The sequence below is a fragment of the Actinomadura nitritigenes genome (assembly GCF_017573545.1).
Classification (GTDB): domain Bacteria; phylum Actinomycetota; class Actinomycetes; order Streptosporangiales; family Streptosporangiaceae; genus Spirillospora; species Spirillospora nitritigenes.
Genome location: NZ_JAGEOK010000002.1, coordinates 403,885 through 430,300, shown reverse-complemented (window position 1 = coordinate 430,300; position 26,416 = coordinate 403,885). Strand labels below are relative to the sequence as shown.

The window sequence follows — 26,416 nt, the reverse complement described above, 5'->3', positions numbered from 1 at the left end:
GAGGCAGGCGCCCGGCCCCGGACGCGGCGAAGCGCCGGAGACCTCGGCGGTCTCCGGCGCTTCGCCTTCAAAGGGAACCGGATTGCGGGCCCCGGCCCGTGGGCGGCATTTCTGACCGGGGCTCCGCAATCCGGCGACTGCGGGGGCCGCCGTCCTAGGACGGGCGGCCCGTGCCGACGTACTGGTCCTGCATCGGGTCGGGGCGTCCGAGCCTCTTCTTCGGCTCGTCGCCGTGGCCCGGCCACCAGGCCCGGTGGCCCAGCATCGCGGTGATGCCCGGCACCAGGAACGTCGACATCACGAATGCCGACAGCGCGATGCCCATCGCGACGGAGAAGCCCATCTGCTTGAGCATGGACACCGGCGCCAGCAGCATCACCGAGAAGGTGCCGGCCAGGATGAGGCCCGCCGCGGCGACCGTCGGGCCGCCGTGCCGGACGGCGCGGGACGCCGCCTCCCGCGGGGAGTGCCCCTCCTTGGCCTCCTCGCGCAGCCGCGCGGTCATCAGGATGTTGTAGTCGGTCCCGATGGCCAGCACGAACAGGTAGAGGATGATCGGCAGCTGGAAGATCACGCCCTCCTTGCCCTGGGCGTACTGGAAGACGTACACCGCGGAGCCGAGCGTGGAGGCGAAGCCGAGCAGCACCGCCACGACCAGGTAGATCGGCGCGACCACCGACCGCAGCAGCAGCGCCAGGATCAGCGCGATCAGCACCGCCGCCACCGGCAGGATCACCGACAGGTCGCGGTTGTTGACGGCGTTGATGTCGGCGTAGGTCGCCGTCGGGCCGCCGACGTAGGCGCGCGTGCCGGGCGGCTGGATCTTGTGCACGGTCGGCGCCAGGTCGTTCTTGACCAGGCTGATCGCCTCGTTGGAGGCCGGGTTCTTCTTCAGCACCAGGTCGACCCGGGTGACGCCGTTCTTGCCGGGGACGGCCTGGTTGACCTGCCCGACGCCGGGGGCGCTCTTGGCCTTCCGGCTGAACTCGTCGATCTGCGCCTTGCCGATCGCCTGCCCGTTGTCGCTCTTGATGAACACCTGGACGGGCTGGGTGAGGCCGGGCGGGAAGCCCCGCTCCATGTCCTTGGTGGCCTGCGCCGACTCGGTGTCCTGCGGGAACCCGGCGGCGAAGTCGTAGTCGGACTTGAAGCCGAGCGCCCCGATGGCCAGCACGACCATGACACCGCCCGCGGCCAGCGCCGCGACGGCCGGGTGGCGGCCGACGCCGCGGCCGATCGCGCCGGAGACCCGCTCCTTCGGCTGCTTCTTCCAGGCCTTCGACGGCCAGAACACCGCGGTGCCGAGCAGCGACACGAGCGCCGGGAACAGGGTCAGCGAGGTGATGCCCATGGTGACGACGGAGATCGCCAGGGCCGGGCCCCAGGCGCTGAATACGCCGAACGTCGCGAGCAGCAGCACCAGGAAGGTGACGGCGATGGCGGCGGCGGCCGAGGAGATGACCTCGCCGACCCGCTCCACCGCGTGGATCATCGCGGTCTTCTTGTCCTCGCCGGCCCGCAGGCGTTCGCGGAACCGGAACATCAGGAACAGGTAGTAGTCGGCGCCGATGCCGAACAGCACGATCAGGATGATGGTGCTGAGACTGTCGTCCCCGGAGAACCCGAAGATCTTCGAGGCGGTGCCGATCAGGCCGAGCGCCACCTGCATGGTCAGCATGATCACGACGATCGGCAGCACCGCGGCGATCGGCGCCCGGAAGATCAACAGGATCAGCCCGATGATCAGCACGAAGGTGGCGATGCCGACGATCTCGAAGGACTTGTTGAAGGAGTCCTCGTTGTCGACGAATCCGGCGACGTCACCGCCGACCTTCGCCTCGAGCCCGCTGCCCTTCAGCAGGCCGGGCAGGTCCTTGCGTATCTCCTTGACCGCGTCGCCCTGCTTCTTGCTGGCGGCCTGGTCGGTCCCCTTCATCGGCACCGAGATGACCTGGACGGCCTTGTTGGGCGCCACCAGCTGCTGGCCGGTGAGGAAGTTGAGCACGGTGGCCGGCTTGTGCGCGTTCATGGACGCGGCGGCCTTGTCGATCACCCGGGTGTCCGCCGGTGTGATCTTCCCTCCGTCCGAGCGCTTGACGACGACGATCGAGGAGGTGTCCTCCTGCTGGGGGAACGCCTTCTGGGCGATCTTGGCCGCCTGGACCGACTCGTACTTGGAGGGCAGGAAGTCGCCCTGGTCGGACTCGGTGGACAGCTTGGGGGACAGCGTGATGATGAGACCCGCGGCCACCAACCAGGCCACGATGGTCCACCATGGGTGTCTCACGACGAAGCGCGCGAGCCGAGCGAACATGCGTCTTCCTTCAATAAAGGGTCATCTCGGGATACTGGTTAAACGGTAGGGAACGCGCGCGCTCTTGGGCTCAACCCGCGTGCTGAAATGGGGGCTGATACCTCCGGGGGAGCTCCTCCTCCCAGAGGAGGGGCGGCGGGTGGATAGCCTCGTACCCATGGACAACGAGGTTCACCGGGGGTTCGAGACCCTGGCCATCCACGCGGGACAGGAGCCCGACCCCGCCACGGGGGCGGTCGTCCCGCCGATCTACCAGGTCTCCACGTACAAGCAGGACGGGATCGGGGGGCTGCGCGGCGGCTACGAGTACTCCCGATCGGCCAATCCGACGCGTACCGCGCTGGAGGTATGCCTCGCCGGGATCGAGACGGGGACGCGCGGGCTGGCGTTCGCGTCCGGGCTCGCGGCCGAGGACGCGCTCATCCGCACCGTCTGCAAGCCCGGCGACCATGTGATCATCCCGAACGACGCCTACGGCGGCACCTACCGGCTGTTCGCGAAGGTCGCCCAGCCGTGGGGCGTCTCGTTCGACCCCGTGCCGCTCGGGGACGCGGCGGCCGTGCGCGCGGCGATCCGCCCCGAGACCAGGCTGATCTGGGTGGAGACGCCGACGAACCCGCTGCTCGGCATCGCCGACATCGCGATGCTCGCGGGCATCGCGCACGATGCCGGCGCGCTGCTCGCCGTCGACAACACCTTCGCCTCGCCCTACCTCCAGCGGCCCCTGGAGCTCGGTGCGGACGTCGTGGTGCACTCCACGACCAAGTACATGGGCGGCCACTCCGACGTCGTCGGCGGGGCCCTGGTCGTCGCGGACGGCGGGCTCGGCGAGCGCCTGGCGTTCCACCAGAACGCGATGGGCGCCGTCGCGGGCCCGTTCGACGCCTGGCTGACGCTGCGCGGGATCAAGACGCTCGGCGTGCGGATGGACCGGCACTGCTCCAACGCCGAGAAGGTCGTGGAACTGCTGACCCGGCACCCCGCCGTCCGCCAGGTCCTGTACCCGGGCCTGCCCGACCACCCCGGCCACGAGGTCGCCGCCAAGCAGATGCGCGCGTTCGGCGGCATGGTCTCGTTCCGGATGGAGTCGGAGGAGGCCGCCGTCCGGGTGTGCGAGCGGACGAAGCTGTTCACGCTCGGCGAGTCCCTCGGCGGCGTCGAGTCGCTGGTCGAGCACCCGGGCCGGATGACGCACGCCTCGGCGGCCGGCTCCCCGCTGGAGGTCCCGGGCGACCTGGTCCGCCTGTCGGTCGGCATCGAGGACGCCGACGACCTCCTCCGCGACCTGGAACTCGCGCTGAGCTGAGCCAGGGGAGCGACCCCCCTGGAACCCCCGTCACGGTCGAGGGGCTGTTTTCGCGCTCCACCAGCACTCCACGCGAAACAGCCCCACCGCCGGGCAGGCCCGCTGCGCTCGCCGGCGCTCGCTCCGCGTGCCTGCCCGTGACCAGGGGCCGAGGTTCATGCCGGGCGGCGGAAAGCGCCGAACCGGGCATGCTTCCCGCAAGTAACGTGATCAAACATCTATACTCAGCCCGCCAGGTTCGTTCACGAAGGGGCCCGGGGTGCGCAAAGTACTGGTCAGTGGGGCGGCGTTCGCCGCGACGTGTGTCTCCGCCGTAGCCGTGCCGATGGCCGCGCAGGCCACCACTCCCGGCCCGAGCCCGACGCCCTCGGTGTCGGTCCCGTCGGACACCCCCACGGGCACTCCCGGCTCCGACGCGCCCACCGGCCCTCCCGGAAGCGGCGCGCCGGGCAGCGAGTCGCCGTCCGGCACGCCGCCGGCGCAGGCCCCGGACGGGGAGCCGCCGGCCGCCGGCGGCGGCACCGACGGCGTCGTCCGCGCCAAGGCCGTCATGGTCACCCCCAAGCTCCCGCGGTCCGCGACGTACAGCTACGGGCCGTCCGCGAGCCAGCGCGTCGACGCCTACTGGCAGCCGACCCCGGCCCAGCGGGCCAAGGCCCGCGGCAACGCCAGGCGCAACGCCGCGGGGGCCGCGGGCGGCGCCCAGAGCGCCACCCGGCCCGGCGTGCTGATCATCCACGGCGGCTACTGGCTCGGCGGCAGCAAGGACGGCTGGAAGTACTTCGCGCGGAGGCTGAGCGACGCCGGCTACGTCGTCCTGTCGGCGAACTACCGGCTCGCGCCGAAGGCGCAGTGGCCGGCGCAGCGCGACGACGCCCTCGGCGCCCTCCGGTTCATGAAGAAGCACGCCCGCACCTGGAACCTCGACCCCGACCGCATCGTGGTGCTCGGCTCGTCGTCCGGCGGGCAGCTCGCGACGCAGATCGGCACCCACGGGACCGGCACGGACCTCGTCCGCGGCGTCGTGGCGCTGTCGCCGCCGAACAACCCGTTCCTGGCCTACAAGGACGGCGCGGCGGCCGGCGCGTCGTCCCGCCAGCGCAAGCTGCGCCAGGCCGTGGTCGACCTCGTCCACTGCGCGCCCGGCTCGCCGGAGGCCACCCTGGAGGCCGCGGGCTGCTGGAAGCGCGTCGAGGACGCCGACAGCGCCACCCACGCCTCTGCGGGCGACGCGCCGATGCTGCTGCTGCACGCCACCGGCGACTTCGTGCCGGTGACGCAGAGCCAGGGCCTGGCGAGCGCGTTGCGCGCCGCGGGCGTCCAGGTGAAGGTGCAGACGGTCGACGGCGTCATGCACGCCTCGGACATGCTGAACGTGGACGGCATCACGCCCGAGATCCTGCAGTGGATCAAGGCGCACACGAAGGCTCGCCCCTGACCCCGAAGGGGCGCACCCCCGGGGGACGTCAGGCGTTCCAGACCATCAGCACGAGGATCACCAGCCAGAGCAGCGCGATGACGCCGGAGATGGCGGCGATCCGGCCGCGCTCCACCTGGGCGACCTCACCGGCCGCGGGCTTCCCCGCCACCGGCGTCTCCCCGGTGGCCTTCGCGGCGCCGGACCCGCCGCCGTCCTCGGCCTGGGCGGCGGCCTCGGCCTCGGCCTGGGGCGCGGCAGCCCCGGCGGCCGTGGCCGCGGCGGGCGCCGGGCCCGCCTCGTCCAGCAGCTTCGCGGCCTTCCGCTGGTCCCGCTCCACGATCAGCAGCAGCACCAGCGCGACGATGAACAGCGTCATCGACACCGACAGCCACGCCTGCGCGAAGTGGCCCTCGGCCAGCCACAGCCCGAACAGGAAGATCAGCAGCGTGCCGACGCCGTAGATCTGGGTGGTGCGGTTCAGGTACCGCACCACGGTGGCGTTCCGGTTGCGGATGTAGCGCGGCGTGGACATCGTCGCGGCGGTCAGCGGGCCCAGCGTGAAGATCGCGAACCCGATGTGCAGGATGAGCAGGATGCGGTCGGAGGTCGACATGTGCCGACCCTAGCGCCGACCGCACCCTAGCGGCGGCCCCTGCGGACCCTCAGGTAGTCGCTGACGACGTACTCGCCGAGCCGGTCGGCGTCCGGCGCGAACACCCGGCCGCCGTTGCGGCGCGCGACCTCCTCCACGAACGACACCAGCCGCCGGTCGTCGGCCAGCATGAAGAAGTTCATGGTGGCGCCGCGCCGGGTCATCTTGTCGACCTCCGCGAGGGTGAGCACCAGCGTGTCGGTGGACGGCGGGTAGTCGAACAGCGAGCGGCCGTCCGGGCGCAGGTGCGCGGTCGGCTCCCCGTCGGTGACGACGAGGACGATCGGCTCGAAGTCGGGGTGCCGGTCCAGGTGCCGGCCCGCGATCATCAGCGCGTGGTGCAGGTTGGTGCCCTGCACCATGTCCCAGTCGAGCCCGGCCATCTCCTCGGGGTGCAGCGTCCGCGCGTAGTTGGAGAACCCGATGATCTGGATCGCGTCCTGCGGGAACTTGCTGGTGACGAGGGTGTGCAGGGCGAGCGTCGTCTGCTTCGCCGCCGCCCACGTCCCGCGCAGCACCATCGAGTACGACAGGTCCACCAGCAGGCAGACCGCCGCGCCGGTGCGCCGCTCGGTCTCGTGCACCTCGAAGTCGTCGACGCCGAGCCGCACCCGCGCCGGGCGCGCCGGACCGCGCCGGTCCACCGCGTCGGCGCCCACCGGCTCCAGCACCTCGGCCGCGGCGAGGGAGTCCAGGGACGCCGCCGGGGCCGCGACGAGGCCGGTCGCCGCGTCGGGCACCGGGCCCTCCATCGCGCTGCGGCGGATCGCGTTGCTCACCGTCCGGACGACGTCGAGGGGCTGCTCGTCGCCGAACCGCCACTCCCGGCTCGACCCGGTCAGCTCGCCCGCCTGGCCGGCGTCGCGCTGGTCGTGGTCGCCCTGCCGGCCCGACGTGAGCTGCGAGAACACCCGGCGCAGCGCCGTCTCGCCGAGCCGCCGCACCGCCTTCGGCGTCAGCTCCAGCTTCCCGCGGTTGCGCCGCAGGTAGCCCTGCTTCTCCAGCTCCTTCTCCAGGCGGCGCAGCGCGTCGAGGTCGTCGACGGCCTGCCGGCCGAGCGCCCGCCGGACGGCGTCCTCGTCGATGTCGTCGAGCCGCGCGCCCGGGTAGTCCTGGCCGAGCGCCGCCTCCAGCTCCGACAGGTCCGCGAGTTCCGCCAGCGCGGTCGTCGCGTCGCCCATCCCGAGCGGATCGTCGCCGTCCATCTGCTCCGGCCGGCCCCAGCCGAGGTCGGGCCTGCGCGTGCGCAGCGCGTCGCCGAGCCGCGTCATCTCCATCGCGAGGCCCGCGTCCTGCATGGCCTGCTCCATCAGCCCCGCCAGCTCGGCGCGCTGCTCCGGGCTGAGCGAGGCGAGCAGCCGGTCCATCGCGGCGGCGCGGCGGGCGAGCTGGTCGACCAGCTCCTCCAGGTTCTCCGGACGCTCGGGGAACATGTCCCCGTACTCGTCCATGAACCGGTCGAAGTCGGCCTGGGTGTGCTCGCCCCGCGCGTCCTTCTCCAGCATCTCGTTCAGCGACGCCATCATGTCCTTGACGCGCTGCATCGCCGCCGGGTCCTGGTTCTCCAGGGCCTGCTTCATGCCCTGGAACTGCGCGTCCAGCACCTCCCGCCGCAGCAGGTCCTTCAGCTGCTCGAACGTCCGCCGCGCCGCGTCGGACCGCCACTGGTAGTCCGACAGCCGCCGGATCGCCTGCGACGTGTCGGACGGCAGCGTGTCCAGCTCCGCCTCCCGCAGCCGCGCGTCGTCGGACGGGTCGGGGAACAGCTCCGCCCGCTCCTGCCCGATCGCGGTGTCGAGCAGCGCCCGCGCCTCCTCCAGCGTCCCGTCGAGGCGGCCCCGCTCGCGCAGCGCGCGGCGCCGCTCCCGCACCTCGCGGAGCAGGTCGTCGAGGCCGCGGCGGCCCTGCGCGTTCGGCAGCCCGCGGCGCAGCAGGTCCCGCAGCGCGTCGTCGGGACGGGTGCCGTCCAGCACCGAGTCGCCCATCGCGTCCAGCGCGTCGCGGACGTCGTAGGGCGGTGCGAGCGGGTCGGGCCCGTCCTCGTACGCGCCGTACCTGTACCGGCTCATCGAACCTCCTCGGACATGGCGCCTCCAGGACCCGCGATCAGGTCCGGTACGTCGCCGTCCCGTCGGCCCGGCCGCCCTGCACGTCCTTGGACAGCCGCCGGGTCAGGAACAGCCCCTCCAGGGCGAACTCCAGTGCGGCCGCGGCCTGCTCGGGGGAGTCCCCGGACATGCCGAGCCGTTCCATGATCTTGGCGAGGCCGGGGACCTGCCCGATCCTGCGCAGCAGCTCGGTGGAGGACACCAGCTCGCCCGACTCGACGGTGTCGCCGGAGTCGAACTTGTCCAGCAGCCCGGACAGGTCGGCGGGGCCGAGCGTCCGCCGGTAGGTCTCGGCGATCGCGCGGCGCAGCAGGTGCTCCAGCACCTCCTGCTCGCGGCCCTCCTCGCTGACCTCGAACTCCACCTTGCCCATCAGCGACGGCACCACGGACGGCAGGTCGCAGACGCGCGCGACGGCGCGCTCCTCGCCGGCCAGCGCCGCGCGCCGCACCGCGCCCGCCGCGACGGTCTCCGCGCCCGCGAGCGCGAACCGCGCCGACACCCCCGACCGCGCGTCCACCGCCGTCGACTCCCGGACGAGCCGGGTGAACCGGGCGATGACCTCGATCAGGTGGTCGGGCACCTCGGCGGGCAGCCCCGCCAGGTCCGCGAAGTCGGACTCCTGCCGGATCAGCGCCAGCTCGGCGTCCAGTTCGAGGGGGTAGTGGGTGCGGATCTCCGCGCCGAAGCGGTCCTTCAGCGGGGTGATGATCCGGCCGCGGTTGGTGTAGTCCTCCGGGTTGGCGGACGCGACGAGCAGCACGTCCAGCGGCAGCCGCAGCGCGTAGCCGCGGATCTGCACGTCCCGCTCCTCCAGCACGTTCAGCAGCGCCACCTGGATCCGCTCGGCCAGGTCGGGCAGCTCGTTGATGGAGAAGATCCCGCGGTTGGTGCGCGGGACGAGCCCGAAGTGCACGGTCTCCGGGTCGCCGAGGGTGCGGCCCTCGGCCACCTTGATGGGGTCGACGTCGCCGATGAGGTCGCCGACGCTCGTGTCGGGGGTGGCGAGCTTCTCGCCGTAGCGGTCGTCGCGGTGCCGCCACTCGACCGGCAGCTCGTCGCCCAGCTCGGCGGCGAGCCGGCGGCAGCGCACGCACACCGGGTCGTAGGGATGGTCGTTGATCTCGCAGCCGGCCACCACCGGGGTCCACTCGTCCAGCAGCCCGCCCAGGGTGCGGATCAGCCGCGTCTTGCCCTGCCCGCGCTCGCCGAGCAGCACGAGGTCGTGGCCGGCGAGCAGGGCGCGCTCGAGATGGGGGAGGACGGTGTCGTCGAAGCCGAGGATGCCGGGGAAGCGCGGCTCGCCGGATCTCAGCCGGACGAGCAGGTTGTGGCGGATCTCGGCCTTCACCGTTCGCTGGACGTGGCCGCTGGTGCGCAGCTCGCCCAGTGTGGTCTCGCGTGGTGTGGATGAACGCACGCGATCGACACTACGTCGCCGACGCGCGCGATCGCACCTGTGCGCCGAGGATTCCTTGGCCCCCGCGCCCGGGCGCGCCGGGACTCGAGCGGGACCTCTGATGTTGGGTCAGATGCGTCCGGCGGGGGAGACTGGGAGATGTGATGCGACCCGGTGAACGGAGTGAGGGAGGCGGCGCCGATGGCGCGATTCGGTGACGGCCTGGCCCTCGGCCCCGATCTGTCCAGTGCCGCCGTGTCCGCGGTCGAGCAGGCGCTCGCGCCGCTGTCCGCGGCGCCCGACCTGGTCTGCGTCTTCATCTCCGGCGACGACCCGGAGGAGATCGCGGCCGCGGCGCGGCGCGCGGCGCTGTCCGCGGCGCCCGCGCTGGTGATCGGCTGCAGCGCGTCCGGAGTGATCGGCGGGGGCCGGGGCGTGGAGGACGCGGGCGCGGTCAGCGCCTGGGCGGCGGTGCTGCCCGGCGCCCGGCTGGAGGCGTTCCGGCTGGAGACGCTGAAGGCCGAGGACAAGCTGATCGTGGTCGGCATGCCGGAGGGACAGGACGACGACGTGGTGGGGCTGCTGCTGGCGGACCCCTACAGCTTCCCGGTGGACGCGTTCGTCGAGCGCTCCGATGACGCGCTGCCCGGCCTCGCGCTCGTCGGCGGCCTCGCGGAGGCGGGCGAGCACGGCGAGGCGCGGCTGTTCGTGGACGGCGACGTGTACGAGGACGGCGCGGTCGGCGTGGTCATCGGCGGCGCCGTGACCGCCGCGACCGTCGTCAGCCAGGGCGCCCGGCCGATCGGCCCGGACATGGTGGTGACGAAGGCCGACGAGAACGTGCTGTACGAGCTGGCGGGCGTGCCGGCGCTGGAGAAGCTGGAGCAGATCGTCCTGGAGCTGCCCGAGGACGAGCAGGAGCTGGCCGGCCGGGGCCTGCTGATCGGCGTCGCGATGGACGAGTACGCCGACGAGCACGAGCGCGGCGACTTCCTCGTCCGCGGGGTGGTCGGCGCCGACACCGACAGCGGCGCGATCGCCATCGGCGACGTGGTGGACGTGGGGCGGACCGTCCGCTTCCAGGTCCGCGACGCGGGCGCCGCGGAGGAGGAGCTGACCGCGCTGCTGGAGCGGTTCGACCTCGCGCCGGTCGAGGGCGCGCTGCTGATCTCCTGCAACGGCCGGGGGCAGGCGATGTTCCCCGACTCCGACCACGACGCCAAGGTGCTCGACCGGGCGTTCGGGCCGGCCGGGGTCGGCGGGTTCTTCGCCGCGGGCGAGATCGGCCCGGTCGCCGGGCGCAACCACGTGCACGGGTTCACCGCGTCCATCCTGGCGTTCGGCCGGGCGGGGGACCGGTGATGGCGGCTGCGGGTCCGGCGGCCGGTCCGGGCGCGGGTTCGGGGCCGGCCGCACCGGTCCTGGCGGTGGACATCGGCGGGACGAAGCTCGCCGCGGCGGTCGTCGAGCCCGGCGGGCGCGTCGTCGCCTACGACCGCGTCGCCACCCCCAACGGGGAGGGGCTGGACGCCGAGGGCCTGTGGCGGACGCTCCAGGGCCTGCTCGAAAAGGTGCACGCCGACGCGGGCTCGCCGGTGCTCGCGGGCGTCGGCTGCGGCTGCGGCGGCCCGATGACGTGGCCCGCCGCCGAGGTGTCGCCGCTGAACATCCCCGCCTGGCGGGGGTTCCCGGTGCGCGAGCGGCTCCGCGGCCGGTACCCGGGGCTGCCCGTCCGCGTCCACAACGACGCCGTCTGCGTCGCGATCGGGGAGCACTGGCGCGGCGCGGGGCGCGGGCGCAGCAACCTGCTCGGGATGGTGGTGTCCACCGGCGTCGGCGGCGGCCTGATCCTCGGCGGGCGGCTCGTGGACGGCGCGAGCGGCAACGCGGGGCACATCGGGCACGTGGTCGTCGAGCCGTCCGGCCCGCCGTGCGAGTGCGGCGGGCACGGCTGCCTGGAGGCGATCGCCCGCGGCCCCGGGCTCGTCGCGTGGGCGCGCGGGGAGGGCTGGCGGCCCGGCGGGCAGGACGTCACGGGCGTCGAGCTGGCGTCCGACGCGCGTCGCGGCCACCCGGTCGCGGTCGCCGCGATGCGCCGCGCGGGCCACGCCATCGGCGTCGCGCTCGCGTCGGCGACCCACCTGTGCGACCTGGACGTCGTCGCGATCGGCGGCGGGGTGTCGCAGGCGGGCGCGCTGCTGTTCGACCCGGTGGAGGAGGCGTTCCGGGCGCACGCCCGGATGGAGTTCGCGCGCAAGACGCAGATCGTCCCGGCGGCGCTCGGGCAGACCGCCGGGCTGATCGGCGCCGCCGCGCTGATCTTCGCGCAGGACCGCTACTGGAACGCGGCCGACTGACCGGCGCAGGGGCGTCCCCGGACGGCAGGGCCCCGGAGCGCCCTCGCGGCGACGGGCCGGCGCCCGGCACGGCCCGTGGGAAGATCGTGGGATGAGTGCCGTCTTCATCGACGAGGTACGCGCCGCGCGGGACCTCCTCCGCGACGTGGCGGTGCCCACCCCGCTGATCTCCTCCCGGGTGCTGTCGGAGCTCATCGGCGGGCCGGTGCTGCTGAAGTGCGAGAACCTGCAGCGCACCGGCTCCTTCAAGATCCGCGGCGCGTACGTGCGGATCGCCCGGCTGAGCGAGGACGAGCGGGCCCGCGGGGTCGTCGCCGCCAGCGCCGGGAACCACGCGCAGGGCGTCGCGCTCGCCGCATCCATGCTGGGCTGCCGGTCGACGGTGTTCATGCCGGTCGGCGCGCCCCTGCCGAAGATCGCGGCGACCAAGGGGTACGGCGCGGAGGTGCGGTTCCCCGGCCCGACCGTCGACGACTGCCTCGTCGCGGCGGAGAAGCACGCCGAGGAGACCGGCGCGGTCTTCATCCACCCGTTCGACCACCTGGACGTGGTCGCCGGGCAGGCGACGATCGGGCTGGAGATCCTGGAGCAGTGCCCGGACGTCGCGACCGTCGTCGGCGCGGTCGGCGGCGGCGGGCTGATGTCCGGCGTCGCGGCGGCGGTGAAGGGCGCCGCGAAGGAGATCGGCCGCGACTCCGGCGTCAAGGTGATCGGGGCGCAGGCCAAGCGGGCCGCCGCCTTCCCGCCGTCGCTCGCGGCGGGCCTGCCCGTCCGCATCGAGCTCCAGCCGACGATGGCGGACGGTATCGCCGTCGGCCGTCCGGGCGACATCACCTACGGGCTGGTCAGCGAGCTGGTCGACGCCGTCGTCACGGTGACCGAGGAGTCCATCTCGCAGGCGCTGCTGCTGTGCCTCGAACGCGCCAAGCAGGTCGTCGAGCCCGCGGGCGCCGCCGGGGTCGCGGCGCTGCTGGAGCACTCGTACGCGGTGAAACCGCCGGTCGTCGTGCTGCTGTCGGGCGGCAACATCGACCCGCTGCTGCTGTCGAAGGTGCTGCGGCACGGCCTGGCGGGCGCGGGCCGGTACCTGGTCGTCCGGTGCCGCCTGAAGGACCGTCCGGGCGCGCTCGTCACGCTGCTGAGCGAGCTCGCCGAGATGGGCGTCAACGTGCTGGACGTGATGCACGAGCGGGTCGCCGCGCGGCTGCACGTCGAGGAGGCGGAGGTGCTGATGCACCTGGAGACCCGCGGCGCCGACCACTCCGAGGACGTCATCGGCCGCCTCCGCGCCAAGGGCTACACCCTGACGCTCAGCTGAATTGCATTGCCCTTGGCGGTCGGGCCCTGGGGGCCGCCCTTCGGCGGGCGATGCGTGCGATCGGTCGGCGGCTGAGGAGAGGAACTCCGCCTGCCGCGGAGGGAGCGGGCGGGGCGCGCCCTCCGCAGCACCGGTCAGAGGGCCGGCTTGCCCTCGGAGTAGAGCCACTTGGCGGCCCAGTCGCTCAGGTCCTTGTGCCCGATCTTCTGGGCGAACGCGACGAAGTCCTTCGTCGAGGCGTTGCCGTAGCGGTAGCGGGCCGGCCACGCCTTCAGCAGCTTGAAGAACGCCTTGTCGCCGATGGTCTGGCGCAGGACGTGGATCGCCATCGCGCCGCGGTCGTACACCAGGCCGTCGAAGATGTGGTCGCGGCCCGGGTCGGCGACCTTGCCCTTCCACAGGTCGTCGCTCGCCGGGGTCGCGTACTCGGCGTCGAAGAGCTGCTGGACGGTCTTGCCGCCGTGTGCGGCGCCGAACAGCCACTCCGAGTACGTCGCGAAGCCCTCGTTGAGCCAGATGTCGGCCCAGCGCCGCGGCGACACCGAGTCGCCGAACCACTGGTGCCCGAGCTCGTGGGCGAGGAGGCCGTAGGACGGGATCGTGCCGGGGTGGCGGCCCAGGTCGTACACCGGGCGGCCCTGGGTCTCCAGCGCGTAGCCGACGCCCGCCTTCACCGTGATGCCGCCGGTGGAGCTGTAGGGGTAGCGCCCGTACAGCCCGGACTCGAAGTCCACGACCTCGGCCGTCTGCTGGTTGAACTTCTTGGCGTCCGCGGCGGAGATCGCCATCGCGCGGTCCGTCGCGGTCAGGTTCGGGACGCCGCCCTTCGTGCGCCCGTTGACCACGTCGTACCTGCCGAACGCGACCATGGCCAGCTCGCTGGCCATCGGGCTGCGCATCTCCCAGCGGGTCGTGGTCAGCCCGCCGGCCGTGCGCGTGCCGGTCAGGTCGCCGTTGGCCAGCGAGGTGAGGTCCTTCGGCGCGGTGAGCGCGAACGAGTACGTCGCCTTGTCGGTCGGGTGGTCGTTCACGGGGTAGACGGTGGCGGCGCCGATCGGCTGGTTCAGCATGATCCCGCCGTCGGCCGTCGGGACCCACCCGGACACGCCCAGCGCCGGGTCGTTGATCGTCTGCGGGACGCCGGAGTAGACGGCGCGGACCTGGAACCGGCGGTGCTCGCGCAGGCCCTTGCGCGGCGTGATCACCAGTTCCTGCGCGCCGGACCGGGTGTAGGACGCCGGGCGGCCGTCCACGGTCAGCGAAGAGATCTTCAGTGGGCCCTGGAAGTCCAGGTCGAACCGGGACAGGTCCTGCGTGGCGCGCGCGGTGACGGTGGTGACGGCCTGGATCGCCTTGGTCTTCGGGTCGTAGCGCAGCGCGATGTCGTAGTGGGAGACGTCGAAGCCGCCGTTGCCCATGTCCGGGAAGTACGGGTCGCCGGCCCCGGGCGCGCCCGGGGTGAACCGCACGGTGTCGGCGCCGGCGGGGGCCGCCGCCGACACCATGAGGCCCGCCGCGGCGCCGAGCGCCACGACGGCAAGAGCTCTGGGGGTTCTGCTCATTCGATCTCGTCCTCGGGTGAGACGACACAAGTGGATCAAGGATTTACGGTGTCACCGCGGTGTTCAAGCGCGTTTCCATCTCGAATTCGTCGATCCGGGACGGATTTCGCCGCGGAACCGGAACGGGGCCGGCGGTGCGGGCTGTGGACAAGGCGCCGCCGCCCGCCGCTCCGGCGAGCCGAACCGGGGCCGTCCGCACGGGCGGCGGACGGTCCGGAAGGTCCGTTCACTGCGGGATGGTGCCGTACGGGCGGCCCGCCCGGTGGGGGAACCGGCCGCTCTTTCCGAGACCCTTGCCGTCCCTTGTCACTTCGCGGGACGGCCCTTGCGGTACAGCCAGGCGTCGAAGAAGGCGTCCAGCCTCTTGCCGGACACCTTGTTCGCCAGCGCGATGAACTCCTTCGTCGTCCCGGTCGAGTACCTGTGCTCCTTCGTCCACGTCTGCAGCAGCCGGTAGAACGCCGGCTCGCCGATCCGGCCGCGCAGCGCGACCAGCGTCATACCGCCCCGGTCGTACACCGAGCGGCCGAACATCTGGCGGCGGCCCGGGTTGCCCGGCGGCACGTCCCACAGGTCGCCGGCCGAGCCCTCCCGGTACCGCTGGTCGAACTGCTCCTGGACGCTCGACCCGCCGGACTTCTCGCCCCACAGCCACTCCGCGTACGTCGCGAAGCCCTCGTTCAGCCAGATGTCCTGCCAGCGGCCGACGCTGACGCTGTCGCCGAACCACTGGTGCGACAGCTCGTGCGCGACGACCGTCGGCTGGAGCCCGAACGCCCCGTACACGGGGCGCGTCTGGGTCTCGAGCGCGAAGTCGACCTGCGCGTTGTCGATCAGGCCGCCGGCGGAGTCGAACGGGTACGGGCCGAACAGCTTGGACCACTGGTCGATGACGTCGGCGTTCAGCTTGGCGAACGCGTCCACGTTCACGCCGGGGACGCTCGGGTCCACCGCGGTGATCACCGGCTTGCCGTCGGAGGTCTTGCCGGTGCGGACCGCGAACCGGCCGACGTCCACGGTCGCCAGGTACGTCGCCATCGGCTGCTTGACGTGCCAGGTCGTGGTGGTCGTGGCGCGGCGGTCGGCGGCCGGGACGACCGACGGGCCGCCGTTCGGCGATTCGCCGCCGGGCGACTCCCCGCCGCCCGAGCCGCCGCCGGGCGCGCCGGGGAGGCCGGGGGCGCCGCCGCCGCCCGAACCGGTCACCGGCGTCGTGGGCTCGCCGTTGGCGATCGCCGTGAGCCCCTGCGGCACCGTGACCTCGAAGTCGAACGTGGCCTTGTCGCTCGGATGGTCGTTGGCGGGGAACCAGGTGTGCGCGCCGCTCGGCTCGCAGGCGATGAAGACCCCGTCGGACGTGCGGACCCACCCGTAGGTGCCGAGGATCGGGTCGGAGATGGTGCGCGGCGTCCCCGAGTACTTCACCACGGTGGTGAACTTCGCGCCCTTCGCCAGCTCCTTGGCCGGGGTGACCTCCAGCTCGCTGCCCGCCCGCTGCTGCCGCGCGGGGCTGCCGTCCACGGTGATGGAGGAGATGGTGAGGCCGGTCAGGTCCAGGTTGAAGCGGCCGAGCGTCTCCTTGGCCGTCGCGGTGATCGTCGCCGTCGCGGTCAGCTCGGTGGACGCGTCCGGCGTGATGTTCAGCTTCAGGTTGTAGTTCTGCACGTCGTAGCCGCCGTTCCCGTCGCCCGGGACGTACGGGTCGCCGGCGGTCGTCGGCCCGGCGGGGCCCGCGGCGGCGCCCGAGGACGGCCCGGACCCCGACCCGCCGTTGCCGATGGAGACCTGGCAGGCGGCGGTCAGCGAGCCCGCGACGGCGAGCGCGGCCAGCCCCGCGGTCCCGCGGAGCGCGCCGGCGCGCAGGGCGGTGCCGCGCGGCGCGGCGCTCCGGCCGCGGCGGCGAGGGCGGGGGCTGGGGGAGTATCCGGCCATATGCACGCCGCCCAGCCTGCCCGTGCCGGGCCGTGCCCGGCAACTCCGGATGCCGTCAGCCGCGCACGTACGGGTCGGGCAGGTGCGCGCCCGCCTTGATGACGACGGTCCGCGCGACCTTGTCGTGCAGCGCCTGCTTGCGCGGGTCCCACAGGATCCACGCCACGTCGATGAGCCCGATGCAGCCGCAGATGCCGCCGAGGACGGTGTAGAACGCCGCCCGGCCCGCCGCCTGCCCGTTCGTGACCGCCAGCCCGTCGTCCTGCCGGACGACCCGGATCTTCAGCAGCATCTTGCCGAGCGTCTGGCCCCACCTGGCCGTCATCAGCCAGAAGTAGAGGAAGCCCAGGACGATGCTGATCGCGTTGGTGCCGACCCGGGCGCCGTCGTACATGGTGCCGTTGTTGTGGATCACGTGGTCCCAGTTCACGAACGGCAGCGAGATCAGCCCGACGACGATCCCGACGATGATGCCGTCGATGATGGCCGCGCCGAGGCGGGCCCACCGGCTCGCCAGCCCGGCGGACGGGTCGGCGTACTCGCCCGGGCCGCCCTGGTACCGGGGGAGCCCGCCGTAGGGGCCGCCCTGACCCGGGTAGGGCTGCTCCTGCCCGTACCCCGGCTGGCCGTATCCGGGCTGCCCGCCGTAGGGCTGCTGCTCGCCGTAGCCGGGCTGGCCGTAACCCGGCTGCTGCTGGCCGTAGCCGGGCTGCCCGTATCCGGGCTGGCCGCCGTACGGCTGCTGCTCACCGCCGTACGGCGGTCCGGTGTACGGGCCCGGCTGTTCCGGCTGCCCGTGCGGTTGCTGCCCGTGCGGCCGGTCCTCCGGCTGGTCCCCGGACCGAGGGTCATTGGGCGGTTGCGTCATGTCTGAGAGGTTCGCCGCGCCGCGTCCGTCCAAACCTCGCCGGCGTCGGCGGGCACCGGAACGTTACCGCCGTGATGATCAAAGGTTGCCGCCGCGCCGGAGATCAGGTACGGGCGTACGGGTCCGGCGCCCACGCCGGCGCCCGCACCACCACCGTCCCCGCCACCGCGTCGTGGACGGCCCGCCGGTCGCGGTCCCACAGGATCCACGCGTTGTCGAGCAGCGCGACGAACCCGAACAGGCCCCCGAACGGGACCAGGAGGGTCAGCGCCGTCGTGATGGCGTCGGCCAGGAACACGAACCCCTGCCGCGCGATGATCTGCCCCCAGCTCGCGGCCGTGCGGTCGTCCGCCCGCACGACGCGGATCCCGACCGCGCGCTTCCCGATCGTCTTGCCCCATACGGCGTGCTGGACCGTGTAGTAGGCGACGCCCAGGAGCATCGCGACGGCATAGCCCACCGCCAGGCGCGGGAGGTCGTAGGCGTCCAGCGGGTTGTCGAGGCTCTGCCCGCTGTCGGCGACCTCCCGCAACCGGTCCCAGCGGATGGCGAACAGGACGACCGGCACGTTGAAGAGGCCCACGATGAACCGGTCGATGAGCCCCGCGGCGAACCGCAGCCCGCGGCTCGCCGGCGCGCCCGGGTCCCCGGGGGCGAAGGACGGCGTGCCGTAGCCGGCGCCCGGCCCGTACGGGGCCTGTCCGTCCGGGGCCTGCGGGTGAGGCGCCTGGCCGTACGGCGCCTGCTGCGCGCCGGGCCCCTGGCCATATCCGGCCTGGCCGGATCCGGGCGCCGGGTACCCGGCCGGGGGCGTGAACACCGGCTGCGGGCGCCCCTGAGGCGCGCCGTACACGCCCTGGTACGGCGGCGGCCGGTCGTCCGCCGGCTCCGCCGGTGCGGGGACGTCCGGCTGCGCCTGCGCGTCCGGCGCGTCCGGGGAGGCCCAGCCCTGCTCCGGCGCCTCCCGGCGCGGCGGCGCCTCGGAATCCTCGGGCGGCTCGGTGTTCTGCGGCGGTTCGGTCATAGCGCCACAGTGTGCCGGTCCGCGCCCCCGTCCGCCCGCCGGGCTCCTGACCGGCCCAGGACACCGCGTGCCCGGGCCGGTCAGGTGCCGCACGCCGGCGGCGCCATCACAGGTTGCCGCGGCGCTCCTGCTCGCGCTCGATCGCCTCGAACAGCGCCTTGAAGTTGCCCTTGCCGAAGCCGAGCGACCCGTGCCGCTCGATCAGCTCGAAGAACACCGTTGGACGGTCCTGCACCGGCTTGGTGAAGATCTGCAGCAGGTAGCCGTCCTCGTCCCGGTCGACCAGGATGCGGCGCTTCTGCAGCTCCTCGATCGGCACCCGCACCTGGCCGATGCGCTCGCGCAGCTCCGCGTCCTCGTAGTAGGAGTCGGGGCTGTCCAGGAACTCCACGCCGGCCGCGCGCATCCGGTCCACCGACGCGAGGATGTCGTTGGTGGCCAGCGCGATGTGCTGCACGCCCGGGCCGCCGTAGAACTCCAGGTACTCGTCGATCTGCGACTTGCGCCTGCTCTCCGCCGGCTCGTTCAGCGGGAACTTCACCTTCCGGGTGCCGTCCGCGACGACCTTCGACATCAGCGCCGAGTACTCGGTCGCGATGTCGTCGCCGACGAACTCGGCCATGTCGGTGAAGCCCATGACGCGGTGGTAGAACTCGGCCCACTCGTCCATGCGCTCGACGTTGCCGACGCAGTGGTCGATCGCCTGGAAGAACCGCTTCTCCGGCGGCTCGACGATCGGGTCGGCGGCCTCGAAGCCCGGCAGGTACGGGCCGGAGTAGTTGGAGCGGTCGACCAGCGAGTGCCGCGTCTCGCCGTAGGTGGCGATCGCCGCGATCGTCACCTTGCCGTGGTCGTCCTCCAGGACGTGCGGCTCCTCCAGTCCCGTGGCGCCCTTGGCGAGCGCGTGCCGGTAGGCGTGCTCGACGTCCGGCACCTCGATCGCCAGGTCGACGATCCCGTCCCCGTGCTCGGCGATGTGCCGGCCGATCGCGGTGCCCGCCTTCACGGGGCCGCGGAACACGAACCGGGCGCCGCCCGACTCCAGCACGTGCACCGCCTCGTCCGGGCTGCCGTTCTCCGGGCCGCGGTAGGCGACCCGGCGCATCCCGAAGGCGGTCGAGTAGTAGTGGGCCGCCTGCTTGGCGTTGCCCACGGCGAACACGACGGCGTCCATGCCCTTGACCGGAAACTCATCCATGCCCACCAATCTCGACGTACACCTACAAGGTGCGCAAGAGTCGCCGAAATCGCTGCACAATCTGTACAGTCGGCAGCGGAAATGATCGGTCGCTCTGTACAGCGTGACCAGGACCACAGCGACGGGAGGACGCCGTGCCCATCGACGAGCTGGACGGCCGGCTGATCGAGATGTTCGCCGCCGAGCCCCGCGTCGGCGTGCTGGAGGCGTCCCGCCGCCTCGGCGTCGCCCGCGGGACCGTCCAGGCAAGGCTGGACCGGCTGTCGCGCGACGGCGTCATCGCCGGGTTCGGCCCCGAGATCGACCCGGCGGCGCTCGGCTACGGCGTCACCGCGTTCGTCACGCTGCAGCTGCGGCAGGCCGGCGGCCACGACCCGGTCGCGCGCCGCCTCGCCCAGGTCCCGGAGGTGATCGAGGCGCACACGATCACCGGCCCCGGCGACATGCTCTGCCGCATCGTCGCGCGCAGCAACACCGACCTGCAGCGCGTCATCGACGTGCTCGTGGACGTCGCGGGCGTCGAGCGCGCGTCCTCGGTGATCTCCCTCGCCACCCAGATCCCCTACCGCACGCTGCCCCTCGTCCGGGAGGCGTCGGGACGGAACGGCGGCCCCGGGCAAAACGACGGTCCGCCGCCCCGCTGAGCGGGACGGCGGACCGTGAAGCGCACTCCCGGCCGGTGACGCCGCTCGGGGGAGCGGCGATCGCGGCGGGGGTCAGCCGCCGTAGGGGGTCGCGTCGAGGATCTCGACGGTCATGCTGCGGCCGTTCGGCAGCGCGTAGGTGGCCTTGTCGCCGACCTTCTTGCCGTTGATCGCCGCGCCGAGCGGCGACTTCGGCGAGTAGACGTCGATGGGCGCGCCGACCTCCTCGCGGGAGGCCAGCAGGAACGTGACCTCCTCTTCGTCGCCCTCGAAGGTGACCGTGACGGTCATGCCCGGGCCGACGACGCCCTCGGTGCGCGGCGCCTCGCCCACGCGCGCGTTCTCCAGGATCCCCTGGAGCTGGAGGATCCGGCCCTCGATCTTGCCCTGCTCCTCCTTGGCCGCGTGGTAGCCGCCGTTCTCGCGCAGGTCGCCTTCCTCCCGCGCCGCCTCGATCTTCTGAGCGATCTCGATGCGGCCCGGGCCCGACAGGTGGTCCAGCTCAGCCTTGAGCCGGTCGTACGCCTCCTGGGTCAGCCAGGTGACGTTGTCAGCGCGGGTCTCGGTCACGGGTACTCCTCATCCACATGTTGCGATCCTCGCCGGCCCTTCCGGGCGGGCGCCACATCGACATGAAGTGCGGCCGGGTGAAACCTCTAGCCTATCCGGTGTGTGCGGGTAAAGGTTCCCTGAACTCGGCGTGTGCAACCGGCCAATCGGGTTTCACCCGCCGACCGGACGATCCAGGCGTCCGCGGCCCGGACCGGCGTCACGCCTTGCGGCAGCCCTGCACCTGGGCGCTGGTCGCCTTGCCCGGCGTGGGCAGCGTCTCCGACATGCCCGCCTTCGACGTTCCGGCCGGGATCGTGACGTCCCTCTTCGCGATCACGGCCATGTTCTCGTCGAAGGCCTGCAGCGTGCAGTGCACCACGTCCCCCTTCGGCTTCGCGACGGAGAAGTTCACCTCGATGGAGGCCGGGCCCGCGTCGTAGGTGATCAGCTGCGCGTCGATGCCGGGAGTCTGCCCCACGTGCGCGGCGATGAACCCGAAGCCGCCCGCCGCGACCGCGCACACGATCCCGATGATCACCAGGCCGAGCCGGCCGCGCTTGGGCTCGGTGGGCGCCTCCGGCGCCGGCACGCTCGTCGTCATCGCGGGGAATCTCCGTGCGGGGTGCGGACGTTGTCAGGGACAATTCTCGTCTGTAGGCGCGGGTGCTCCGAACCGGGGTCCGCCTTCACGGTAAGAACCGCTCGCTGAGAGGGAGATCCCCAGGTGTCCGAGGTCATCGACGATACGACGTGCGCCCGGCCGGACGGGGGTGCCGAGCCGCTGCGCCTGATGGCGGTGCACGCCCACCCCGACGACGAGTCCAGCAAGGGCGCGGCCACGATGGCCCGGTACGTCGCGGAGGGCGTGGAGGTGCTGGTCGTCACCTGCACCGGCGGCGAGCGCGGCGACATCCTGAACCCGGCGATGGACCGTCCCGAGGTCAAGGCCGACATCGGCAAGGTGCGCGAGGCCGAGATGGCGCGGGCCCGCGAGATCCTCGGCGTCGGGCAGCGCTGGCTCGGCTTCGTCGACTCCGGCTTCCCCGAGGGGGACCCGCTGCCGCCGCTGCCCGAGGGCTGCTTCGCGTTGGAGCCGCTGGAGACCGCCAGCGAGCCGCTGGTGCGCGCCGTCCGCGAGTTCCGCCCGCACGTGATGCTGACGTACGACGAGAAGGGCGGCTACCCGCACCCCGACCACGTGAAGTGCCACGAGGTGTCGGTGGAGGCGTTCGAGGCGGCCGGCGACCCGGAGCGCTACCCGGACGCGGGCGACCCGTGGCAGCCGCTGAAGCTCTACTACCACATGACCTTCAGCAAGGACCGCATCCTCGCGCTGCACACCGCGATGGAGAAGGCGGGCCTGGAGTCGCCGTACCACGACTGGATCGAGCGCTTCGAGGACGAGAAGGAGAAGCGCGCGACGTGGGACGTCACGACCCGGGTCCCGTGCGCGGACTACTTCGAGACCCGTGACCGCGCGCTCCTCGCGCACGCGACCCAGATCGACCCCGACGGGTTCTGGTTCCGCGTCCCGCTGGACGTCCAGCGCGAGGCATGGCCGACCGAGGACTACCATTTGGCCAGGTCCCTGGTCGACACCGAGTTGCCGGAGAGCGACCTGTTCGCCGGCATCCGGGAGAAGGTGTGTCTGTAGTGCTACCGCTCGCCCACGCCATTCCGCTCAACAACGACACGGTCAGCCCCGGCCTCCTCGGCTTCGGGGTGTTCCTGGCGCTGCTGATCGCGCTGGTGTTCCTCGTCCGGTCGATGAACAAGCAGATGAGGAAGATCCAGGCGCCCCGGGAGGCCGATCTCAAGCAGCAGGAATGGGAGCGGGCGCAGGCCGCCAAGGCCGCCGCGGCCGCCGACCGCAAGGCGGGCGACGAGTCCGCCGGCACCGCCTAGCCCGGCGCCCCGGCCGGCAGGCATCCCCCCATGAGCGACGCGCGCACCGGGCACGCCGCGCCGTCCGGCATGCCCGCAGGGCGCCCGTCCAGGGTGGACGCCCTGCTGCGGCCCCGCGGCGACGGCACGGCGCGGGTCACCTTCTTCGAGCTCTTCTTCGACCTGGTCTTCGTCTTCGCGGTGACCCAGCTGTCGCACCGGCTGCTGGAGCACCTGACCGCCCGCGGCGCCGCCGAGACGCTGCTGCTCCTGCTCGCGGTCTGGTGGGCGTGGATGTACACCTGCTGGACCACCAACTGGTTCGACCCGGACCATCCGGTGGTCCGGCTGATGCTGGTCGGCGTGATGATCGCCGGGCTGTTCATGGCGGCGATGCTGCCCGGCGCGTTCGGTTCCGGCGGGGTGTGGTTCGCTGCGGCCTACGTGGTCATCCAGGTGGGCCGGACCGTCTTCGTCGTCGCCACCACCTGGGCCCACGAGCTCGGCCGCAACTTCCAGCGGGTGCTGTTCTGGCAGGCGGTGTCGGCCGTGCTGTGGATCGGCGGCGCCCTCGTGGACGCGGCGGACGTCCGCGCCGGGCTGTGGCTGCTCGCCGTCGCGCTGGAGTACCTGGCGCCGTGGCACGGGTACACGACCCCGCTGCTCGGCCGGTCCAGCACGGCCGACTGGACCATCGACGGCGGCCACATGGCCGAGCGCTGCCAGCTGTTCGTCATCATCGCCCTCGGCGAGTCCGTGCTGGTCACCGGTGCGACGCTCGGCGGCCGTACGCCGGGCGCCGGGGTCGCGGCGGGGTTCGTGTCGGCGTTCGCCGGCGCCGTCGCGCTCTGGTGGATCTACTTCGACCACACGGCGGAGAAGGCGGCCGAGCGGATCGCCGAGTCCCCGGATCCGGGACGTCTGGGCCGGTCCGCGTACACGTTCATCCACATCGTGATGGTCGCGGGCATCATCGTCGGCGCCGTCGCGGACGAGATGGTGATGGCGCATCCCGGCGGGCACGTGACGGCCGGTTTCGCCGCCGTCGCGACGGGCGGCCCGGCCTTGTTCGTGTTCGGGCACGCCCTCTTCAAGCGGGCCGTCTTCGGGGACTTCACGCGGGCCCGCCTCACCGCGCTGGTCGCGCTCGCGGGGCTCGCGGCGATCTCGTTCGCGATGGACCGGCTGACCCTGCACATCTGCACGACGGTCGTGGTGGCCGCGCTGGCGCTGTGGGACGTGCGCGCCTACCGGCTGCGCGACCGCGTCCCGAGCGTCCCGGGAGTGCCGGCGATGCGGCCCGTCCCGCTCGGGGAGGCGGCCGCCGACGGCGCCGAGCCCGCCGAGCCGCCACCGGGGCGCTGAGCCGCGAGCCGCAGCCCCGCGGCCGGAACCCGGGCCGGAACCCGGGCCGGGACCGGGCCGGGGCGCCGGGCCCGGGCGCCGGGCCCGGGCGCCGTGGCGGGGCGTCGTGCCGCCCGGTTGGCGCCCGCCGCGTCGGGGGAAGGACCCCGACGTGCGCGCGAAATTCGAGGACTCCTACCGGGCGCTCCCTCCGGACGCCGCCCGGCTGCTCCGGCTGCTGGGCCTGCAGCCCGGCGACGACTTCGGCGCCGCCGCGGCCGCCGCCCTGGCCGGGGTCCCGGAGGCGGATGCCCGCGACCTGCTCCGGACGCTCGCCGACCGCGGTCTCGTCGCCGATGCGGGCGGCGACCGCCACCGGCTGCCCGGGCCCGTCCGCGACTACGCGCGGGAATGGGCCGCCCGCGAGGACACCGAGGAGGAGCGCGACGCGGCGCTGCGCCGGGTCCTGGACCACTACCTCTCCGGTCCGGCGTCCGGCGAGGCGGAACTGGAGGCGGAGGGACTGGCGCTGCTGCACCGGGAGCGCTGGGCGGAGGCCGCCGAGTCGCTGGAGGAGGGCCTGCGGCTCGCCGAGCGCGACGGCGACCGCCGCACGGTGCTGCTGGCCCGGCACAACCTCGGCCGCGCGCTGATGGAGACGGGCGACCTCGACCGCGCCATCCGGCTGCTGGGCTCCCTGCCGGACGAGTTCGCCGCGCTCTCCGACGACCACGACCGGGCCCGCGCCCTCACCACCCTCGGCGAGGCGTACCTGCGCGCGGGACGGCCCGTTGCGGCGACCAACTTCTTCGGCCAGGCACTGGAGATCGTCCGGGCGGAGGAGGCCCCGGAGCGGGAGGGCGACGCGTTCGTGCATCTCGCGGACGCGGCCCGGCAGCGCGGCGACACCGCGGCCGAGGGCGCCGCCCTCGACCGCGCGATCACCCTCTACGGCTCGGTCCCGACCCCCAAGGCGGAGGACGCGGCGCGCCGGCGGGAGGGGCTCACGCCTTCCGATGGTCCCAGCTGACGACGGTGTCGGGGTCCATGACGACGAGGACGCGCTTGGACATGGCCTGCTCGATGCCGGCGGCCATGGCGGGGTCGATGGGCTCGCCGATCTCGGGGACGGGCAGGCCCGCCATGCGGGAGCCGACGACGTAGCCGACCTTGTGCAGCTCGTCGCGGTCCTCGATGACCAGGCCGCGGCCGTACAGTGCGACGCCGCGCAGCTCGTTGTACTCGACGCCGTCCTCGACGAGGCAGGTCATCGTCGGATTGCGGCGCAGGTTCACGACCTTCTGCGACGAGTGGTACGTGGTGAACGCGATCTTGCCGTCGAGCAGCGCGTAGAACATCGTGACGAGGTGCGGCTCGCCGTCCTTGCCGACGGTGGCGACCTGGACCTTGAAGTTGCCGGCGAGGTAGGCGGCGACCTCCTCGGGGGTCATCCTGATCTTGTCGCGCTTGCTTCCGGCCACGCGGCTCTCCCTTGCTCGCATCGGTCCAGGACGCGGTCAGGATAACCAAGCGCTTGCAACGGCCTTCGCCCGGCACCATGGGGGGATGTCCGCACGCGATCTGATCGTCCTCGGCTCCGCCAGCGCGGTGCCGACCAAGGCCCGCAACCACAACGGCTACCTGCTGCGCTGGGACGGGCAGGGCCTGCTGTTCGACCCGGGCGAGGGGACGCAGCGGCAGATGGCGCACGCCGGGGTCGCCGCGAACGACGTGACGTGGATCTGCGTGACGCACTTCCACGGCGACCACTGCCTCGGCGTGCCCGGCATCGTCCAGCGGATCGCGCGCGACGGCGTCGAGCACCCGGTGAACGCGGTGTTCCCGGCGAGCGGCGCGGAGTACTGGCAGCGGCTGCGGTACGCGTCGGCGTTCCACGACACCGAGGTGGTCCGCGAGTGGCCGGTGTCGGGGGAGCGGACCGCGCTCGACCTGGAGGACGCGCCGTTCTCGCTGGTCGCGCGGCGGCTGTCGCACCCGGTGGAGGCGTACGGGTACCGGGTCGAGGAGCCGGACGGCGTGACGATGCTGCCGGAGCGGCTCGCGGAGCGGGGCGTGCGAGGGCCGCTCGTCCGCGAACTCCAGGAGCGGGGGCGGGTGACCGCGCCGGACGGCACGACGGTCGCGCTGGAGGAGTGCAGCGCGCGGCGTCCCGGGCAGAAGGTCGCGTTCGTCATGGACACCCGCCGCTGCGACGGCGTGCGGGATCTCGCGTCCGGCGTCGACATGCTGGTGATCGAGTCGACGTTCCTGAACGAGGACTCCCCGCTCGCGGCGAGGTTCGGTCACCTCACGGCGGGGCAGGCGGGCCGGGTCGCGGCGGACGCCGGCGTCCGGCACCTGGTCCTCACGCACTTCTCCGAGCGCTACCGCGCGGAGGACGAGCACCGCTTCGAGGACGAGGCCGCCGCCGAGTTCGGCGGCGCGATCTCGCTCGTCCACGACCTGGACCGGATTCCCCTGCCGCCCCGCCGGGCCGCAAAACCTCGCCCGCCACAGTGAGACCCCGCCCAACA

The 26,416-nt window shown here is 73.0% G+C and carries 23 protein-coding genes; 11 read left to right on the top strand and 12 right to left on the bottom strand.

All coding sequences use genetic code 11. The features are described 5' to 3' along the window. Window positions 1-154 precede the first annotated feature (154 nt). On the bottom strand, window positions 155-2,263 hold the full coding sequence (locus tag J4557_RS04305) for an MMPL family transporter (RefSeq protein ID WP_307799379.1): 2,109 nt from the start codon (window positions 2,261-2,263) through the stop codon (window positions 155-157). 208 nt (window positions 2,264-2,471) lie between these two features. Here J4557_RS04305 and J4557_RS04300 point away from each other — a divergent pair, with 208 nt between their 5' ends. Together J4557_RS04300 and J4557_RS04295 are read left to right on the top strand one after the other, a co-directional pair. Continuing rightward, the gene (locus J4557_RS04300) at window positions 2,472-3,620 is read left to right on the top strand and encodes a cystathionine gamma-synthase (protein WP_208265004.1); all 1,149 of its coding nucleotides are present in this window, start codon (window positions 2,472-2,474) and stop codon (window positions 3,618-3,620) included. Window positions 3,621-3,879: 259 nt separating this feature from the next. Beyond that, window positions 3,880-5,058: an alpha/beta hydrolase fold domain-containing protein gene (locus tag J4557_RS04295; protein ID WP_307799377.1), complete on the top strand. Its 1,179-nt coding sequence runs from the start codon at window positions 3,880-3,882 to the stop codon at window positions 5,056-5,058. Window positions 5,059-5,086: 28 nt separating this feature from the next. On the opposite strand, the gene J4557_RS04290 is transcribed toward J4557_RS04295, so the two are convergent. Genes J4557_RS04290 through J4557_RS04280 form a run of 3 tightly spaced genes read right to left on the bottom strand, consistent with a single transcriptional unit; the run spans window position 5,087 to window position 9,220 of the window. Then, a complete protein-coding gene (locus tag J4557_RS04290; protein ID WP_208265003.1) occupies window positions 5,087-5,653 on the bottom strand; it encodes a DUF2269 family protein in 567 nt (188 codons plus the stop codon). Window positions 5,654-5,679: 26 nt separating this feature from the next. Further along, on the bottom strand, window positions 5,680-7,761 hold the full coding sequence (locus tag J4557_RS04285; RefSeq protein ID WP_208265002.1) for a vWA domain-containing protein: 2,082 nt from the start codon (window positions 7,759-7,761) through the stop codon (window positions 5,680-5,682). Window positions 7,762-7,798: 37 nt separating this feature from the next. Then, the gene (locus J4557_RS04280; protein WP_208265001.1) at window positions 7,799-9,220 is read right to left on the bottom strand and encodes a sigma 54-interacting transcriptional regulator; all 1,422 of its coding nucleotides are present in this window, start codon (window positions 9,218-9,220) and stop codon (window positions 7,799-7,801) included. Between the two features lie 180 nt (window positions 9,221-9,400). On the opposite strand from J4557_RS04280, the gene J4557_RS04275 reads away from it, so the two are divergent. The 3 genes from J4557_RS04275 to ilvA all read left to right on the top strand — a co-directional run bounded on the left by J4557_RS04275 (window position 9,401) and on the right by ilvA (window position 12,874). Beyond that, window positions 9,401-10,561 carry an FIST signal transduction protein gene (locus J4557_RS04275; protein WP_208265000.1) on the top strand — a complete coding sequence of 387 codons (1,161 nt, stop codon included), beginning with the start codon at window positions 9,401-9,403 and terminating at the stop codon, window positions 10,559-10,561. After that, window positions 10,561-11,556, top strand: a complete 996-nt coding sequence (locus J4557_RS04270; RefSeq protein WP_208264999.1) for an ROK family protein — start codon at window positions 10,561-10,563, stop codon at window positions 11,554-11,556. The genes J4557_RS04275 and J4557_RS04270 overlap by 1 nt, the downstream gene beginning before the upstream one ends. 91 nt (window positions 11,557-11,647) lie before the next feature. Then, the gene (gene ilvA, locus J4557_RS04265; RefSeq protein WP_208264998.1) at window positions 11,648-12,874 is read left to right on the top strand and encodes a threonine ammonia-lyase; all 1,227 of its coding nucleotides are present in this window, start codon (window positions 11,648-11,650) and stop codon (window positions 12,872-12,874) included. A gap of 134 nt (window positions 12,875-13,008) precedes the next feature. On the opposite strand, the gene J4557_RS04260 is transcribed toward ilvA, so the two are convergent. The 5 genes from J4557_RS04260 to hppD all read right to left on the bottom strand — a co-directional run bounded on the left by J4557_RS04260 (window position 13,009) and on the right by hppD (window position 19,458). Next, window positions 13,009-14,436 (bottom strand): M1 family metallopeptidase, encoded by a 1,428-nt coding sequence (locus J4557_RS04260; RefSeq protein ID WP_208264997.1) that lies wholly within the window; start codon window positions 14,434-14,436, stop codon window positions 13,009-13,011. A gap of 306 nt (window positions 14,437-14,742) precedes the next feature. Beyond that, window positions 14,743-16,368 (bottom strand): M1 family metallopeptidase, encoded by a 1,626-nt coding sequence (locus tag J4557_RS04255; protein WP_208265063.1) that lies wholly within the window; start codon window positions 16,366-16,368, stop codon window positions 14,743-14,745. A 55-nt stretch (window positions 16,369-16,423) separates the two neighbouring features. After that, on the bottom strand, window positions 16,424-17,236 hold the full coding sequence (locus J4557_RS04250; RefSeq protein ID WP_208264996.1) for an RDD family protein: 813 nt from the start codon (window positions 17,234-17,236) through the stop codon (window positions 16,424-16,426). Between the two features lie 103 nt (window positions 17,237-17,339). Further along, on the bottom strand, window positions 17,340-18,260 hold the full coding sequence (locus tag J4557_RS04245) for an RDD family protein (protein ID WP_208264995.1): 921 nt from the start codon (window positions 18,258-18,260) through the stop codon (window positions 17,340-17,342). A 106-nt stretch (window positions 18,261-18,366) separates the two neighbouring features. After that, on the bottom strand, window positions 18,367-19,458 hold the full coding sequence (gene hppD / locus J4557_RS04240) for a 4-hydroxyphenylpyruvate dioxygenase (RefSeq protein ID WP_208264994.1): 1,092 nt from the start codon (window positions 19,456-19,458) through the stop codon (window positions 18,367-18,369). Window positions 19,459-19,592: 134 nt separating this feature from the next. Here hppD and J4557_RS04235 point away from each other — a divergent pair, with 134 nt between their 5' ends. Continuing rightward, complete coding sequence (locus tag J4557_RS04235) at window positions 19,593-20,102, top strand: Lrp/AsnC family transcriptional regulator (protein WP_208264993.1); 510 nt, start codon at window positions 19,593-19,595, stop codon at window positions 20,100-20,102. Window positions 20,103-20,174: 72 nt separating this feature from the next. On the opposite strand, the gene greA is transcribed toward J4557_RS04235, so the two are convergent. Both greA and J4557_RS04225 read right to left on the bottom strand, forming a co-directional pair. Next, complete coding sequence (gene greA, locus J4557_RS04230) at window positions 20,175-20,672, bottom strand: transcription elongation factor GreA (RefSeq protein ID WP_208264992.1); 498 nt, start codon at window positions 20,670-20,672, stop codon at window positions 20,175-20,177. A gap of 199 nt (window positions 20,673-20,871) precedes the next feature. Beyond that, entirely contained in the window at window positions 20,872-21,255 is a 384-nt protein-coding gene (locus J4557_RS04225) for a DUF4307 domain-containing protein (RefSeq protein WP_208264991.1), read from the bottom strand. Window positions 21,256-21,444: 189 nt separating this feature from the next. Between J4557_RS04225 and mca the strand changes: the two genes are divergently transcribed. The 4 genes from mca (at window position 21,445) to J4557_RS04205 (ending at window position 24,912) form a co-directional block, all read left to right on the top strand. Then, window positions 21,445-22,308 (top strand): mycothiol conjugate amidase Mca, encoded by an 864-nt coding sequence (gene mca, locus J4557_RS04220; RefSeq protein ID WP_208265062.1) that lies wholly within the window; start codon window positions 21,445-21,447, stop codon window positions 22,306-22,308. Beyond that, window positions 22,299-22,559, top strand: coding sequence for a hypothetical protein (locus tag J4557_RS04215; protein ID WP_243775215.1), 261 nt, complete (start codon window positions 22,299-22,301; stop codon window positions 22,557-22,559). The genes mca and J4557_RS04215 overlap by 10 nt, the downstream gene beginning before the upstream one ends. Window positions 22,560-22,589: 30 nt before the next feature. Beyond that, entirely contained in the window at window positions 22,590-23,903 is a 1,314-nt protein-coding gene (locus J4557_RS04210; protein ID WP_243775214.1) for a low temperature requirement protein A, read from the top strand. A gap of 151 nt (window positions 23,904-24,054) precedes the next feature. Continuing rightward, the gene (locus J4557_RS04205) at window positions 24,055-24,912 is read left to right on the top strand and encodes a tetratricopeptide repeat protein (RefSeq protein ID WP_208264990.1); all 858 of its coding nucleotides are present in this window, start codon (window positions 24,055-24,057) and stop codon (window positions 24,910-24,912) included. Here the strand turns inward: J4557_RS04205 and J4557_RS04200 are convergent. After that, window positions 24,887-25,363 carry a pyridoxamine 5'-phosphate oxidase family protein gene (locus J4557_RS04200; protein ID WP_208264989.1) on the bottom strand — a complete coding sequence of 159 codons (477 nt, stop codon included), beginning with the start codon at window positions 25,361-25,363 and terminating at the stop codon, window positions 24,887-24,889. The two genes, J4557_RS04205 and J4557_RS04200, sit on opposite strands and share 26 nt — an antisense overlap. An 85-nt stretch (window positions 25,364-25,448) precedes the next feature. Here J4557_RS04200 and J4557_RS04195 point away from each other — a divergent pair, with 85 nt between their 5' ends. Further along, the gene (locus J4557_RS04195) at window positions 25,449-26,402 is read left to right on the top strand and encodes a ribonuclease Z (RefSeq protein ID WP_208264988.1); all 954 of its coding nucleotides are present in this window, start codon (window positions 25,449-25,451) and stop codon (window positions 26,400-26,402) included. The last annotated feature ends 14 nt before the right edge of the window (window positions 26,403-26,416 follow it).

Coding starts and splice junctions, on each gene's coding strand:
- J4557_RS04300 (WP_208265004.1), top strand. CDS start 2,472: ATGGACAACGAGGTTCACCGGGGGTTCGAGACCCTGGCCATCCACGCG.
- J4557_RS04290 (WP_208265003.1), bottom strand. CDS start 5,653: ATGTCGACCTCCGACCGCATCCTGCTCATCCTGCACATCGGGTTCGCG.
- J4557_RS04285 (WP_208265002.1), bottom strand. CDS start 7,761: ATGAGCCGGTACAGGTACGGCGCGTACGAGGACGGGCCCGACCCGCTC.
- J4557_RS04275 (WP_208265000.1), top strand. CDS start 9,401: ATGGCGCGATTCGGTGACGGCCTGGCCCTCGGCCCCGATCTGTCCAGT.
- J4557_RS04270 (WP_208264999.1), top strand. CDS start 10,561: ATGGCGGCTGCGGGTCCGGCGGCCGGTCCGGGCGCGGGTTCGGGGCCG.
- ilvA (WP_208264998.1), top strand. CDS start 11,648: ATGAGTGCCGTCTTCATCGACGAGGTACGCGCCGCGCGGGACCTCCTC.
- J4557_RS04260 (WP_208264997.1), bottom strand. CDS start 14,436: ATGAGCAGAACCCCCAGAGCTCTTGCCGTCGTGGCGCTCGGCGCCGCG.
- J4557_RS04255 (WP_208265063.1), bottom strand. CDS start 16,368: ATGGCCGGATACTCCCCCAGCCCCCGCCCTCGCCGCCGCGGCCGGAGC.
- J4557_RS04250 (WP_208264996.1), bottom strand. CDS start 17,236: ATGACGCAACCGCCCAATGACCCTCGGTCCGGGGACCAGCCGGAGGAC.
- J4557_RS04245 (WP_208264995.1), bottom strand. CDS start 18,260: ATGACCGAACCGCCGCAGAACACCGAGCCGCCCGAGGATTCCGAGGCG.
- hppD (WP_208264994.1), bottom strand. CDS start 19,458: ATGGATGAGTTTCCGGTCAAGGGCATGGACGCCGTCGTGTTCGCCGTG.
- J4557_RS04225 (WP_208264991.1), bottom strand. CDS start 21,255: ATGACGACGAGCGTGCCGGCGCCGGAGGCGCCCACCGAGCCCAAGCGC.
- mca (WP_208265062.1), top strand. CDS start 21,445: ATGGCGGTGCACGCCCACCCCGACGACGAGTCCAGCAAGGGCGCGGCC.
- J4557_RS04210 (WP_243775214.1), top strand. CDS start 22,590: ATGAGCGACGCGCGCACCGGGCACGCCGCGCCGTCCGGCATGCCCGCA.
- J4557_RS04195 (WP_208264988.1), top strand. CDS start 25,449: ATGTCCGCACGCGATCTGATCGTCCTCGGCTCCGCCAGCGCGGTGCCG.